This window comes from Pseudoalteromonas sp. SWXJZ94C (assembly GCF_015864385.1).
GTDB lineage: Bacteria > Pseudomonadota > Gammaproteobacteria > Enterobacterales > Alteromonadaceae > Pseudoalteromonas.
This window is the reverse complement of the sequence record NZ_JADYXF010000004.1, coordinates 22,083-37,554: the sequence shown is the minus strand read 5'-3', so window position 1 is coordinate 37,554 and position 15,472 is coordinate 22,083. Positions and strand designations below refer to the sequence as shown.

Genomic DNA, 15,472 nt, shown 5'->3' with positions numbered 1-15,472 from the left:
ATCTAAACCTCTTCAGTATTTGTATAAAACTTACCTTTTTTGTAATTAATTATTTACAGTTTCACTATGAGAATTGAAAAACTTGTTTCTCTGTTCTATCCATAAGTTAGTTTTAATAGCTGGGGCTGTTTTGTAATGACGTTCAATGGTCTGATTTAGTGTTCGCGTTGCTTGCTCATAGTTAAGTTTTTTCTGCGCACTTCCCATACTTTTTATTTCGCCACGTGTCATTGCACGACCAGCATAAAGTAATGCGTTTAAATAACCAGGTCGGGCTTCGTAGTTGTTATCAGTCAGTAATAGCATTGTTTTATTAAGTGCCCATCGGCGATTTATCTCGCCTTCTTCTTTAACGCCTGCAAATTCACCATCAACGTATATTTCAAATACGCCATTTGTTGGTGCGGTATAAAATACAAAAGCAACACGGTGCCAACTATCAGGCTCTGTTGTACCAAAGTAACCACTGCTGCTGGTTGCTTCGCCATAGCCGCCGTCTGGGCTTGCAAAGATATCGGCATCATCTGTAGCGTAATTTTCTGTATCGGCTTGAATTATAGCGCGGTAGATATCTTGTGTACCTAATGGCCAGTTTATATCCATAACTATTGTGTAGTCAGAAACTAAGCCTTCATTTTTAAAATCACCATTTGCTGCGGTATTTAAATTAATTAATAAGCCTTCTGTTGGTGCATGACGAGAAAAAGCCATAACGCCAGAAGGACCATCATTTAAATCTGCAATATTGAGTGCTGTGGTTGTGTCGTATACTGTTTCTTCTGGTCCCCAGTTTTCATTTTCTGGGTCAAAGTAGCTTAATACAGATGGACCAAAGTCAGGAGTGAATGGGTTTTCTGGGTCGTCAAAATTCCAAATAGTGACATTCGCGTCATCTTGGCAGGCATTAAGTTGTGTATCTGTATCGATGTGAAGACACTGAGTTGTTCTAAAGCGTGCGTATTGATCAAGTAGCCACCATGCTTCGGCAATCGGTTTTATATTAGTAAAGGTAACACCGTTAAAAAATAATTCAGGATTAAGCGCCGCGCCTTTAAATAATGCTACATCGTAATTAGTTGTTGCTTGAACATTTTCTGGCTTTAGTAAAAACCAGTCTGGTTGGCTGGCAAACATACTATTTAAGTCTGTGCCACTTACGGTTACTTGATATAAAGAATTAAAACCTGGTGTGTTTGAAGGCTGCCTTTCAACATAAAATGCTTTATGAAAGTCTTCTTGAGTAAGTGTGCCTGGTGTCCAACGTTTTTGTACTAATTCAGGGTTAAGCAGTGCCGCAATAATTGTACTTGAGTGCTTTGCTGCTAGAGCTGTGATTTCAGCGAGCTCTTGAGCATTCGGATAGTTTTCTGAAATAGCTATTTCTGTTTGAGCATCAGGTGCGTAACGCCCCATAATTACATCGATAGCTTGTTTAGTATCTTCGTCAGGTTCAATAGATGTTTCTGTATCTACAGTTTGATAGTCATAACGGTTTAATGATTTATCGGTAGTATTAAAAACTAAGTTTAAATCAGTAACGCCACGAGCATAAAAATCAGGTTGAATAACGAGAGAGCCATTCTCGAGTTCAACAAACTCTTCGCCGCCATGAGTATGGCCACCAAGTACTAAATCAATACCTGTAACATTGGTTGCTATTTCAACATCGGTGCCTTTACCTAAATGGCTCAGCATTATCATGTAATCAACATCATCTCTATATTGACTTACAATACTCTGTGCAACTTGTTGCCATTTCCAACTCATTTTAAATTGTTTTATAAAGTCAGGAATTGGTTCGTCATCGAATGGCTTGTCGAGTTCATTCCATGGCACTGACGTCATACCAAGCACACCAAAAGTAATACAACCTACTTGTACTTTAGCAAAGTCTACACCGTCAAAATCTTGTGCCTGAGCACCTTCGTAACGAGTATTACTAGCAAGAACAATCGCGTTTTCGTCTTTTGAAAACCCAAGTAATTTTTCAGGTCCCCATGCGTAGTCATGATTACCCAGTACACGCAAATCAAAAGCCATCGCTTTTATTGTTTCATCAGTAGCGAGCCCTTGTGATATTTGCTCTGCAACTGTTCCTTTTTCGTAATCATCGCCGCCATCAGTAAATAATGTATACGGCGACTCGCTAAGCGCTTTTTTATGATATGCCTTAATACGACTAAAAAGTTGTTCTTTGTAGCCAAAGCGGGCATGCATATCTGCAACGTGAATAAACCTAACAGATTGCTCTGTGGCATTAATATCACATGTAGGACCAATATTAGCAAAGGCTTCCTTACGCTGTAATTGTATTGCGTATGTGCCTAATGTACTTACTTGTGCGCTAACAAAACCCTCAGACACGATTGAGTTATTAACAGTTTCCCAACTATTACCGTTTAAACGGGCAATAAATAGCTGACCACCTAATTCATAGTCTTCGGGTATTTTTATAGTAATCGTTATTGAATCAGAAAATGTAATAGTGCTAGGTGAAAGTAAATACGTACCAGAAACTATATTCTCACTTTGGTTCTCTTCAGTGGAAGATAACTTTTCGAAGGTGAGTTCTGCATTGGTTGTTACAGCATTGGCTGAAATGTTGAGTTCGAAATTTCCATCATCAAGTACAACAGATAAACCAGAGGTGTTAGAGATGCTCAATTGAGATGGTGTAGGCTCAACGGGATCATTTGGATTTAGAGTTACATCATCACCGCCACCGCAGGCAGTTAAACATAATGAGAAAAAGAAAAGTAAACTCTTTTGAGTAAAAGTTAATGATTGCATGCACGACTTCCCTGATATTTATTCAATAATCAATTCGGGACATCATACCAGTTAACAAGAAAGCGACAAAGATGAATGAGTAAATTTCCCTTCATATATTTTTATATGAAGGGAGGAGGGAGTTTTTAATTTAAAAAACTATTCGTTTGATAAACCTTGTTTTTCCCATACTTTAGCTTTAAAGGTCATTAGTACTAAAACAATACCAACACCGATGCTAAATAATGCAATTTGTAAGTATAAGTTAGGGATTTGTTCAACTTTATTCGGGTCGAAATTACCAGCAAGTAAGCCTGCAATGATATTACCGATAGAGTAAGTTAATACAAACACACCCATCATTTGACCTGTATAGCGTTTAGGCGATAACTTGCTTACGGCACTTAGCGCTACAGGGCTTAAACAAAGTTCACCCACAGTATGTAAAAAGTAAGTGGTAACAAGCCAGTAAGGCGCTACTTTTAGACCTTCAGCTGCATACTGAGCCGCCATAAACATAACTAAAAAGCCCGATGCCATGATAATTAAACCAAGAGCACATTTAACGCTATAACTAGGCGATACTAAGCTTTTAGATAAATTAATCCAAAGAGCTGCAAAAAATGGCGATAAAACAATAATAAACAAAGAATTTAATGATTGAAACCATGTTGTAGGGATTTCAAAAGTACCGATAAGGCGGTCAGTGTAATCGCGAGCAAATAAGTTTAAAGATGAACCGGCTTGTTCAAAGCCAGACCAAAAACATGCTGATGCGATACATACTAAAAATAGTGCCCACATTCTTTGTTTTTCAGCATCTGTTAATTTACCGTTAAAATAAATAAGACCAAAATAAACAAAAAAGATAATAGTGAATACAACAGCAACGTAACCTGCAACAGTTATTGGGTCAATTATGAGTGCACCAGTCATTGCGGCTGTAGTGATTGCAGCTGCAATAATTACGAATGCAGCAATACCAACCCATGCACGCGAAGTACCTTTTGGTCCTAACGGGTTAGCTGGTAGAGCGCTATGCTCAGGTAAGTTGTTAAGTGAACGTTTATATTGCACTAAACCAATAGCCATACCAACAGCTGCTGCACCAAACGCCCAGTGCCAACCTACATTTTCCATAAAGTAACCACAAACGTAGTAACCAATTAAAGAGCCTAAGTTGATACCCATATAATAAATAGCGTAACCGCCATCGCGACGTTCATCAGAATCGCTGTATAGCTGACCAACCATGGCGCTTATATTTGGCTTAAGTAAACCAGTACCTGTAGCTACAAATATTAAACCAATGAAGAATGAATAATCATGAGGAATAGCCAAAATAATATGGCCAACCATAATAATTATACCACCGTACCAAACCGCTTTCTGACCACCAAATAAACGGTCAGCTAGCCAACCACCTGGTAAGCCTAAAAAGTATACTGCGCCTGTGTATAAACCATAAATTGCTGCAGCAGATGCTACAGTAAAAGCTAAGCCTTCTTCTTGTAAGCTTGCGGTCATGAATAATACGAGCATAGCTCGCATACCGTAATAACTCATTCGTTCCCACATTTCAGTGAAAAACAAGGTTGAAAGTCCTTTAGGGTGGCCAAACCAACCACTATCTGGAGCTGAACTCATATTTACTTCCTAATTCATATTATTGTTATGATGGGCTTATAATTTTTTGCTTTAGCAAAATTAGCCTAATTTTTTCAAAGGCTAAATTGCTCGACCATCAGTATATTTATTTGTATCTAAGATAATGATTTGCTGTATGGCTGTTATACCATCAGGTAAGAGTCACACCCTTATCCTAGCTACAATTGCGCATTAGTATACATAGACCTTTGTGCGAGGGGAAGTATTGCACGGTGGTTGTCATAAACACCGTGCAATAGTTTAAAAATCAGCGTAAGGAATTATTGGTGTGCCTGGGAACTCTAATGTTCCGTATACCGGATTAAAGTAATAACGTAAATAGAGTTGACCAAAATTCGGTTCGTAAAAATCAGAACGATCTATTGCTAAGTAGCCACCAAAAGACCAGTGAGGTGTGGCTCTGTATTCAAAGCTACCTTCAAGATTATATGAAACACCTGAGCTGCTATCACTGTCAAACGATGGATTTACACCTGTTTCAAGCTGCCTGATAAACGCTTCATTTTGTAAATCAGGATCGTTCGGGAAGAAGTCAATTGCTTGGGTGTCTGTTTGTGAATATGAAATGCCGGTTTTTAAACGATACACAAAATCATTACCCCAGCGAGCGTCGTAACTTAACGGAATAGATAACCCTACATAATTTTGCGGGCTGTAATAACCACCGTGTCCGAATGTTTCTTCACTTAAGTTATACTTGTAAGCCCAGTGTAATAAACTCGCGCCGACAGTAAACTCTCGCTCTTCATTACTAATCACGCGATAGTAAGTACCGCCCATAACGCGATACCGTTGGTTGTCTTTAACATTCTGACCTTTGTAAAGCTGAAAGTCTGCACTTGACCAAAAGCCCCAATCGCCACCTAAATCATGTGAAATATTAGCCGTGATACCAGTGGAGCGTACACCGCCCCAAACTTCACCTGTTCTTACATCTTCTAACCCAGAATATGAAAGTACCGAACTGGTAACAGGGCGCTTCTCAAGCTCAAGGCTATATCCAAAGTCACCAAAGCTATCTGCATAATTAATACCCCACACTATGTCTTCAATTAAAAAACCAAGCGGAGTAGTGCCTAAATCAAAGCGCCAGTTTTCGTTTTGCCAGCCAAATCCGATATCGACACCGGTTGCTTCAGGGCTTACCTCATCTAAAGGACAAGTAAATATGCACAAAGCACCTTGACCATAGCGACTACCCGCAAATTGTTCGTCAAAACGCGTAGTTTGAGCACTAATAGTTGTTGGGTCTACTTTTACAAAACCCTGACCTTGCCAAAGTGGAAAATAAGCTTCTATAGGGACTAAGCCTGCACCAAGTGTTGCATCGCTTTCAGTGCTAGTTTGACCACTAAAATTAACACCAATTGCAATATAGGCTTGGTTTTTATTTTGTTGTGTTATTAGTTCTCTTTTTGCCCCATTAACATACCAAGGGTCATCATCGTTTACGCGAGCAAGCGTGCTATAAAGTTCTTTGTCACTTAATGTTTGATTAGGTGACAACGTTTGCTTATACCAGTTTTGTGCTTGCTCGTTTTCATTGAATTTATCTGCAACTTGCGCCGCTAAATAACGTAGCTCTTGATCGTTAGGCGACTTATTAACTAATTGCTCAGCTAAATAAAGAGCATCGCCAGAGAAATTAAACTCATTTAGCGATGACATAATTTGGCGTTGTAAATAGCTTTCTTGAGACGTCGTTTGAGTAATGGCTTGTTGCGTTACTTTTTTAGCTTGAAAGTCATCGCCAAGCTCTCTGTAAGCTTTAGCTATTGCCATTAATGCTTGTGGTTCAATAACGTGTTTATTTTGTACTTTTTGTTTGTATAAAATAATAGCGGCTTCGCGTTGTTCAAGTGCTAAGTTTGCATTAATCAATGCAGTTGTTGTTGCTGGTGAATTTTTATATTTTTGATCAAGCTGATTAAGCTTAGCAATCAAATCACTACCATTATAATACTGACCTATATAACTATTTTGCAGTTGCACGTATTGAGCAATTTCACTCTCTGAAGCCGCTTCAGGTAATATATATTGGTTAAACCATTGTGTTGTTAAGTTTTCATCACCTTGCTCTAATAACCATTCCCCAAAGAGCATATGCCAATATGCTGAAATAGTTGGCTCAGCCACTAGTGCCTTTTCGAGTAGCTTAATAGCATGTTTCTTTTCGTCTATTCTATGCCAACTACGTGATAACTCAGCTTGCATAATTGGTGTTAAAGGTTGAGCTTCTAGATTGCTCAGATGGTAAATGGCAGTCGCTTTGTTTTTTGTATTTAGATGACGCTCACTTTGTGCAAGTGACTCGCTAAGCTGTAACTGTTGCTCTAAGGCAATTATATCTTCGTTTCTGGCTTTAACAGGAATGAACTTTAAAGTATTTATAGCGCCTTGATAATCATCAATCGAGCGTAAAAATAACGCGTGGCTATAACGTAGTGATGAATTTAGAGGAAACTGCCACAATACATTATTAAACAAAGAACGAGCTTGTTTGGTAAGGCCTTTTTGCTGATAAATAAAAGCTAAGTCGTAGTATAACCATGGTTGTTCTGGCGCTAACTCAATGGCATGTTTTAATGTTTTTTCTGCTTTATCTAACTCACCGGCTTGTGAATATAAAGTCGCTTCTGCACGTAAACTGCTACTGATAGAAACTTGATATGATGGTTGTATTAAGCTTTTTTGTGAAGCAGAGAGACTGTTGTAAAATGATTTTAGAGATTGCTCTTTTTGTTCTAGTTCTGCAATTTCTAATAACCCTAATAAAGCACTTTTATTAAGAGGATCACTTTTTAATACAACTCTATAAATGTTAGCTGCTTGAGAGTATTGACCCTGATAAAACTTTAGTAATCCTTTATTATATAAAACAGTGCTTGGGTCTTGCTCTAAGGCATCAGCTAAATTTAGCTTTAACTGTGCTATTTTAAATTCACTGCTACTTATTGCATCTTTAGCTTGACGGATATAAAGCCAAAACTTTGCCGTTTTAGCTAAATCTTTTAATGTTTCACGCTCACCAAAATCAGCAGTGAATTTTTGTGCGAGTGTAAAGTATTGGTAAGACTTTTGATTATTTCCAGAGCGTAGATAAAGAGTGCCTAAACTGAGCATTATAGCGCCATCTACAGGGCGACCCTTAAGCGCTTTTAATAATATGGGTTCAGCTGCATTGAGCTTGTTTTTTTTAAGTAAAGCATCACCTTTAACCCAAAGCTGATAAGCCGGATCGGCAAGTAATTTTTGACGATCCTTTAAAACCTTTTTGAAATCTTGATATTGTAATTCACCTTTACTACTAAAAGGGTAAAGTGTGAAATAACGCTGAAACTGCTGCTCGGTATTGCTACTAACAGACATATCAGACAGGGCGCTTAACCAAATGTTTTCTACATCATTATTAAAATGAGAAGTTGAAGCGTATGTACTTAAAATATCAATGGCTTTCTTATCATTAGGTTTACGTCTTAATAAGTGACGTGCGTAGGCTATTTCAACTTTTCCGATATTAGCGTATTGCTTTAATAGCTCTTCATACCCTTTCTTTACGCCTAACCACTGAGCACTATCTTGTGCATACCAACTTAAATGCTCAAGCTCGTAGTCAAGAGTTGGGTATATATCTTTAAAAAGAGAATTGTATATTTGGCGTGCTTGTACGTATTGCCCTGCACGAGCAAGTAATTTTGCTTGCTGAACTTGTGCTTTATCTTTACCTTCAACCCGAGATATAACTCTGAGTTTTTTAACACACGGATGCTGTTTAGAAAGTCCATTATCTACTTTACTAAGTAACTGGTTTGCTTTATTAACATCGTCGTTGGTAAAGTAATGGCGTGCTAACGCGCATTGAGTTTCAATGCGGGCAGGGGCTATAGCAACTAGCTTTTGTAAGCTATCTTCAATAAGCTTTTTATTTTGCTGTGCTTCACCAATATTTATCTGGCTTAATAGCCATTCAACCGACTTGGTATCAATGTCGTTTACTGTTTTGGCACTTAACATTGGACTCAATGTTAGTGCACAAACTAAGGCAGCCCTTAACGGCATTCAGAGCTCCACTTTGGCTGCAGTGTTCCGTCTGCTGAAATTAAAAAGCGTTTATTTAAGGTACTTGTACCAAATAAATTAAGTACGCTATCGTAATAACGAGATTGACTAAACGAGCTATCAACCATTAACTTTTGCTGTATAGACATAACTAAAGCATTATCGTTTTGACTTGCTAATAAAGGAAGTAAAGCAGCATTAAAGCCAACTGGACCCTTATCCTCTGATTTACCCGATTGCGAGTATGTATTTAATGGTACATAACCTCGATTTTTAATCGTTTCAATAAAAGGAGTAAATTGTTTAACAAGATCTTTTTTATATGGAGCATCATCAGCCATCATACTCGCCCAAAGATAAACACGTATTGCATTATAGCTGCCAACATCAGTTACTTTTTTATCAAAGTAAAAACCTTTATTTGTTCCATACATAATCCAATCAGGGCTGACGCCTTTTTTACTTGTCTCTAGTATTAATTTAGCTGAACTATCGTGTAGTTGTTGCCACGGTGAATGAGGGTATAGCTTGCTAAACTGTTGGAATATAAATAACGGTGAATAACTTGGGTTTAATTTATACTGTTCATTAGCAAATTCAAATCCAGATGGTGCAGGTAGTAGTGTTAAGCCAAGACCTTGAATATGAGCTGTTTCTTCACGCATAACGCGCTGTGCAAGTACTGAAGCTAAAATGCTGTAACGACGTTCGTCCCACAAAATAGCTGCTTGAGATAGGCTGTATGCAATCCAAAGGTCTGAGTCGGATGCTGGATTTGAATCTAAAATAGTACCTACTCTATTATTATCTTCACCCCATTGCCATGCAGGTAACCGCGTACTTAAATCACCTTCTGATAAGTGTTCTTGAGTCCAATCGAGTACTAAATCAAACATTGCTTTATCATTTGCGACTAAGGCAAAAAAGAGAGCGTAAGATTGTCCTTCAGAAGTAGTAATATTTTGCTTACTTCCTAAATCAATTACACGACCATCTTCACTGATAAAGTTACTTTTAAAGGTGCTCCATCCTTGCCAAGGGGCACATTGTTCAACTTGTGCACTTGCGGCAAAGGAAGATAAGTTAAGTGCTAAAAATAATGCATAAATTACAGACTTCATTATTTATCTCCTTCAGCTAAACGTTTGTAAGTAAGAGCTTGCAATAATCGCCACAAAATAAATGAGATTAAAAGCAACACTAAAATTGAAAGTAGCGCCAATATAAATGGGTGATCAGATAGGTGAAACCAAATAAGTGTATGTACAGGTATATGACCAACAAAGTATTGTTTATCTGTTTTGATGGTTTTGATGCCCTGAGTGTTAATTATTGCAGCACTTCCTTTAATTAGCTCTAAGCTTTCAGAACTCATTAAGGCATTATCTAATAAAGTAAAAGCCTTATTTGTGGTTGCTGTTAATGAAACAATTGAACGCTCTGAATCAAATGGAGATTGAAAACCTGTTATAACGGCCATATCGCCACTACTTTTCACATTAATTTGTATTTTTTCTGCGTCATCATCGTCATAAGCACCATTATAGATAGCTTGTTTAATAGCACGTTGATTATTGTGTAGTAAAATATTAGTTTGTGAACCATCGTCTACGTTATTTGTAGCCGTATTAGGCTTGGTAATAACAAGTACGTCTTTATCATCATAGTCAATATTGTCATTTAAATGCTGCACTGTTAAACGGTGACCAGGGTAGCCTGTAATAGCACCAAAGTGACCGGTTAGGTTAAGTAATACAGAGATTGCTTTAGGTGTTGGGTTATTGTCTAAAACAACAAGTGTTTGCTGTAAGTCTGCATATTTAGTGAAAGGAAAACCACTATTAGCAAATACATTTAAGTCAGGTAGTGCAATGTAGTGATCAAAACCACTTGCATCAATACTCGAGTGACCATCAATTACACCGTACTCACCACCAGGAGGAGCAACTGCACATTCTCCTTTTTTTAATACTGCAAAGCGAAAATCAAAGTTAAGTTCATTACGCTTAGCTAAATCTATACCATCAAGTGAAAAGTCTTCAGTGTTTTGAGTTGTATCACTATTAGCTATTAGAGGTAATAATGTTTTAGTTGTACTTAGTGCTGAATCATTTCTTTCTAATATGAACCCACTAATAAACTCTTGGTTTATTAGCATATTTAAGCGTGAATCAAGCGTTTCGTCTTCAGGTGTATTACGGTATTGCAAAGTAATTGGAATACCTTTTTCACGCCATGTAAATAAATCAGGTGCCAAGCGAATATTTAGTTTAATAGGACCGTTATTAAGTCCTTTTGCTTGTAGTTGTGTTGGGTAGTCAGTTAGTTCACTAAAATGTACCGGTCGGTCACCTCTAAGCCAGCGAGGAGCATCGTAAGCTTTACGCATAGGTATTTGATTAACGCCTTCTATACTAGCACTTCGACCTGTCATTATTTTGTGACCAAATACTAAGCCGTTAACTGCTGTTTTTAAGTCTTTTTCATCACGACCTAAAATAAGTAGCATTTTTTTATAACGATTAATTGGGCTAGAAATGATGTCTATTGTTGGTTTTTCTACATCTGGATAGTCAGCTAAAAAATCTGGTTTAGACGTATTAGTAATAAACACAACACTGTGTTGTTCAGGTGTTTTGTTTATTAATACTGGAAAGTCAGCACCGCGCCAATCAGCTTGAGCACCAAACCAGCTAGAAAGAGTCGCAGCAGCTTCAATTGTTTCTTTGTTAGGTGTCGTTGCAAACACGAAAGGAAGCATTAGTTTGCTGTAATCTTTACTATCAAAAAATGGCTCTGGTAAATATTCTAAACGGCTATCGATAGCAAGCGATGTCTCATCAAGTGTAATGTTACTTGATTTGTTTATTTCGGTCCAAATTGAACGACTAAAATAGTCTTGGCACGTTAAATCGTAGTAACCAACTAATTCAAAACGTATTTGATTATAATCTTGGATATATTTTGAGTTTAGAGCAAGGTTATGATTAACCGTGTTTTTAACAACACTTGAGTGTTTATTGATAGGTAATACTGTTACTAAATTCTCGTTAAAATACACTTTCAAATGCGAAACATTAGCAATAAGTGAAGGTGAGTTTGTATATGAAAAATTAAGCATTAAATTTTTACTTAACTTATCTATACGGTTAGTGAAATCAACACGTGAATTATTGTTTATTCCATCCAACTTATAGTCAGTAAATCCGAGGGCTTCAAAATCAAGACGCAGGCTAGTAACTTGAGCGCTCTCAGGATAGCCATTGATGAACATAGATTTATCGTGCATAGGCTCTATAGCATTAGTTTGCCAAGCTATGCTAATAAGCAAAAATATAACGAGTGTATTAAGCAGCTTTTTGATCATAATTATTTTGCACTATAGGTTTTTTTGGAATAAATGAATTTATGTAAATCACTAAACGAGTAAAAAGTTTAATAATAGGCTGTAACGGTCTTGGAGCATGAAACAATAAATTGCTAAAGCCTCTTAAACTCGTTTTTTGTACTTCTTTAAAGCTGTATGACGGACGGTCATGTCTAAAGTTATTTTGCCAATCAAGCCAAGCATCCGCTCTTGAAAAAGTACATTGTATAAAGGCTCTTTGTTTTTCGAGCGATAAGTCTTTAATAGTAAGACCAATTTGTTTTTTTCGTGTGTTACATACATAAGTTGTAAACGAAAACTGTTTGTTGCCTCGGCTCATTAATAGCTCAACTTTATCGTTAACTCTACATAAATGAGCGTGTTCGGTTTCAATACCTACACCATTATCTGAGTAATCGGTAATTTTAACTTTTAATGTATGACCATTTGCTAATCGAATACCCGCTGGAAAGTTGGCTTTTATTCTATGTGAGTGCCTAACTTGTCGTGCTTCTGCTGCAACAGCAACCGCTGCGCCTAAAATTATAATATTATAAATAGCCCAACACATGCTTATAATTAACACACCAACTTGAGATGGATCGCCAAATATTAAGCGTAAAACACCATATATAATACCAATTAAGTTAACGCTAAGTAATACTAGATACGGTTTTGAAATACCCCAGTCGTAGTGCTCTTTATCATTTAGCCCACCTTTTTCAGTCACATTAAACTTACCCTTATTAGGATTAAATAACGCGACTGTAGTTGGTTTTAATATATACCAAGCTAAAACAGTTTCATAAACTTCGCCCCAAAAAGAATACCGGTACTTACCCTGTATACGTGAGTTTGTTGCTTTAACTTGTATTAATGTTGGTACTACATAAATAAATATAGCTATAAATGGTGCGTAAATAATGTATGCATTAAAATATATTAATGCTAGAGGGGCGGTTAGGAATACAATACGCGGTACGCCCGATAAAAAGTGCAGCATTGCATTTATATAGCACATACGTTGAGGGATGCTAAGGCCTTTGCCAAGTAAAGGGTTATCTAACCTGAATATTTGTGCCATACCTCGCGCCCAGCGAATTCGCTGACCGATATGTGCAGATAAGCTATCCGTAGCAAGGCCAGCGGCTTGTGGGATATTAATATATGCTGTTTTATAACCAGCACGCTGCATTCTAAGTGCTGTGTGGGCATCTTCAGTTACTGTTTCGAATGCAAAACCGCCTATATTATCAAGTGCTTCGCGTTTTAGTACTGCACACGAACCACAGAAAAAGGTAGCGTCCCACATGTCATTACCATCTTGAATTAGCCCGTAAAAGAGCATGTTTTCGTTAGGTATTTGGCTGTGATTATTTAAGTTTCTTTCAAATGGGTCGGCTGAGAAAAAGTGATGTGGTGTTTGAACCAAACATACTTTACTGTCTTTCAAAAACTGACCCATGGTCATTTGTAAAAATGAGCGAGCAGGGACGTGGTCACAATCAAAAATAGCAATGTATTCACCATCAGTATAACGCATGGCACTATTCATATTACCGGCTTTAGCGTGATTGTTATCAGGACGAGTTAAATAACCCGCTCCGACTTCTTTTGCAAATTCACCAAACTCAGGTCGTTTACCATCATCTAAAATGTACACATTTAGCTTATCTGCTGGCCAATCAATGCTTAACGCTGCTAATGTTGTTGGTCTTACAACACTTAAAGGCTCATTATAGGTAGGTATGTATACATCAACAGTTGGCCAATCGTCAGTGTTCTTAGGAAGAGGAATTGGCTTACGCTCTAATGGATTAATTGTTTGAAAAAAGCCAAGTATTAGTACTAACCACGCGTAAGTTTCAGCTAATAGTAAGCCTGCACCTAAAGCAAGTGCGAGTGGATCATCCCAATTTAGAGTTTCTGTATATCGCCACCATAAATAGCGCGAAGATGTTGTAACCGATAAGGTGATCATGACTATCGTCGCCATTTGACCTTTTATTCGTTTAAGTGAATAAGCGACCAATAAAATAAAACTGATAAATATAGCTTGGGCTTCTAAGCTAAAAGGAATAGTTACAAAAATAGCCAATAAGAATAATGAAAAAGCAATAATTACATATTTAATTAATTTGTTTTGCCAAATACGTGCGTTGGCAAATGATTGAAATGCACTGTGTTTTGAGCGTTTTTTATTTTTTGAAAGTAAGCTCTTAAGTTTTCTACCTAGCTTTAAATCTATCCACTTTAATTGTCTAAAAATATAGCCAATTGCATCATAAAAATAATCACTTGCTGTTTCGCGAATTGAGCTTTTTTTATCACTATTTTTAAAAAATATTAAAAAAACACTTTGGAAAAAAAACCGTACTGCATTTGAATATAAGTGGTTCCGATATGGTAACTTTAAGTGGGGGTAATTAAAGTAAAACCATTCATAATTGCTTTCCTTGCGAACATTAAGTTTTACAATAATTGAGCTAAAAATGATTAAAAAAGGCATGAGTAATGCTTCAATAGCATTCATTTTATGACTATTAAAGTTACCATGAAATTTAAACATGATTAAGCGAACTAACTTTTCAGTAAAAAAGAGACTAAGCAGTAAGCGAAAGCTACTTTGAAAAGGGTGCTTATAAAAAGTGCTAAGTCGTGCTGTCATAATGCTGCTTTACTAACTAGCCAACCAGCTAGGGTTTCAAAATCATCATTAGCTATGCTGTAAGGAGCGCAGTTAAGCGCAACATTACGATACGCTGTTGATTCTTTTATTACTTCGTCGCTATTAATAAAAAAAGGAGCCATAAGAGGGAGCGTTGATTGCCAAAGTGAAAATAAATCAAACTCTAATACAGATGCCGAATTATACCGATTAACTAAAAAAAAGTGATGCCAAGAATTCTCAGTGTTCTTCAATTTTTGTAATTGCTTGTAAATTAAACTGTGACATATTGCATCACAATTAACTAATTCAACTACAATATCATTTTCATCTAATGCGTAATGGCTAATATCTATATGACTAGGGCAGTCAAATAGCATCCACGTATTTTTAGGGGTATCAAGCTTTTTACAGCTATCAATAAGGCCGTTAATTTCTGTTGGTGTTGGTATTTTGTTACCATGAGGTAAGAAAATTACGCCGTCGTTGTCTTGATAAAAACACTTTAAAACATCGTCGAAATTTTCAGCGTTACTCCAGCCTTGTGTATTCTTCCAGAGTAAACCAAAGTGCAAACCCAAATCGCTTTTGGGATCCAAATCTACAGCAATGACATTGATATCTGATTTTTTTAACACGCAGGCTAGGTTAGCAGTGATTGCAGTACAGCCAGTGCCACCTTTGATACCTTTTAAAAAAATTCTTTGCACGTGAGAAAGTTACCTAATTGTTTTAAATGCCAGTAATAGCAGCAAGCTCGTCATCAATTTCTTTTAATAACGCATATTTATTTATAGTTTTATTATTTTTTTGCTTGTTAACTATTTCAATGTAATCGTCACTTTTCCCACCAAAGCGACGAGCCAAGTTTTCAATATCATTTGATGTTAATGTTTGAGAGTGTCTTGAAATCAAGTTTTGCATTACTACCTGTATCTGTA

The 15,472-nt window shown here is 37.0% G+C and carries 8 protein-coding genes; all 8 read right to left on the bottom strand.

Translation table 11 applies throughout. The features are described from left to right. Positions 1-45 precede the first annotated feature (45 nt). On the bottom strand, positions 46-2,790 hold the full coding sequence (locus tag I6F65_RS02420; RefSeq protein ID WP_197111408.1) for a metallophosphoesterase: 2,745 nt from the start codon (positions 2,788-2,790) through the stop codon (positions 46-48). Positions 2,791-2,928: 138 nt separating this feature from the next. Further along, positions 2,929-4,416: a peptide MFS transporter gene (locus I6F65_RS02415; RefSeq protein ID WP_024612275.1), complete on the bottom strand. Its 1,488-nt coding sequence runs from the start codon at positions 4,414-4,416 to the stop codon at positions 2,929-2,931. 261 nt (positions 4,417-4,677) lie between these two features. After that, complete coding sequence (locus I6F65_RS02410; protein ID WP_197111406.1) at positions 4,678-8,496, bottom strand: cellulose synthase subunit BcsC-related outer membrane protein; 3,819 nt, start codon at positions 8,494-8,496, stop codon at positions 4,678-4,680. Next, complete coding sequence (gene bcsZ, locus I6F65_RS02405) at positions 8,487-9,617, bottom strand: cellulose synthase complex periplasmic endoglucanase BcsZ (RefSeq protein ID WP_024612277.1); 1,131 nt, start codon at positions 9,615-9,617, stop codon at positions 8,487-8,489. The genes I6F65_RS02410 and bcsZ overlap by 10 nt, the downstream gene beginning before the upstream one ends. Then, entirely contained in the window at positions 9,617-11,863 is a 2,247-nt protein-coding gene (gene bcsB, locus I6F65_RS02400) for a cellulose biosynthesis cyclic di-GMP-binding regulatory protein BcsB (RefSeq protein WP_197111404.1), read from the bottom strand. Before bcsB ends, bcsZ begins: the two co-directional genes overlap by 1 nt. After that, complete coding sequence (gene bcsA, locus I6F65_RS02395; protein WP_197111402.1) at positions 11,844-14,531, bottom strand: UDP-forming cellulose synthase catalytic subunit; 2,688 nt, start codon at positions 14,529-14,531, stop codon at positions 11,844-11,846. Before bcsA ends, bcsB begins: the two co-directional genes overlap by 20 nt. Beyond that, complete coding sequence (bcsQ, locus tag I6F65_RS02390) at positions 14,528-15,241, bottom strand: cellulose biosynthesis protein BcsQ (protein WP_197111400.1); 714 nt, start codon at positions 15,239-15,241, stop codon at positions 14,528-14,530. Before bcsQ ends, bcsA begins: the two co-directional genes overlap by 4 nt. 22 nt (positions 15,242-15,263) lie before the next feature. Further along, positions 15,264-15,455, bottom strand: a complete 192-nt coding sequence (gene bcsR / locus I6F65_RS02385) for a BcsR/BcsP family cellulose biosynthesis protein (RefSeq protein ID WP_166109902.1) — start codon at positions 15,453-15,455, stop codon at positions 15,264-15,266. Positions 15,456-15,472 lie beyond the last annotated feature (17 nt).

What these genes read in the sequence shown, in the direction of transcription:
- I6F65_RS02420 (WP_197111408.1), bottom strand. Translation starts at nt 2,790, where the DNA reads ATGCAATCATTAACTTTTACTCAAAAGAGTTTACTTTTCTTTTTCTCA.
- I6F65_RS02415 (WP_024612275.1), bottom strand. Translation starts at nt 4,416, where the DNA reads ATGAGTTCAGCTCCAGATAGTGGTTGGTTTGGCCACCCTAAAGGACTT.
- I6F65_RS02410 (WP_197111406.1), bottom strand. Translation starts at nt 8,496, where the DNA reads ATGCCGTTAAGGGCTGCCTTAGTTTGTGCACTAACATTGAGTCCAATG.
- bcsZ (WP_024612277.1), bottom strand. Translation starts at nt 9,617, where the DNA reads ATGAAGTCTGTAATTTATGCATTATTTTTAGCACTTAACTTATCTTCC.
- bcsB (WP_197111404.1), bottom strand. Translation starts at nt 11,863, where the DNA reads ATGATCAAAAAGCTGCTTAATACACTCGTTATATTTTTGCTTATTAGC.
- bcsA (WP_197111402.1), bottom strand. Translation starts at nt 14,531, where the DNA reads ATGACAGCACGACTTAGCACTTTTTATAAGCACCCTTTTCAAAGTAGC.
- bcsR (WP_166109902.1), bottom strand. Translation starts at nt 15,455, where the DNA reads ATGCAAAACTTGATTTCAAGACACTCTCAAACATTAACATCAAATGAT.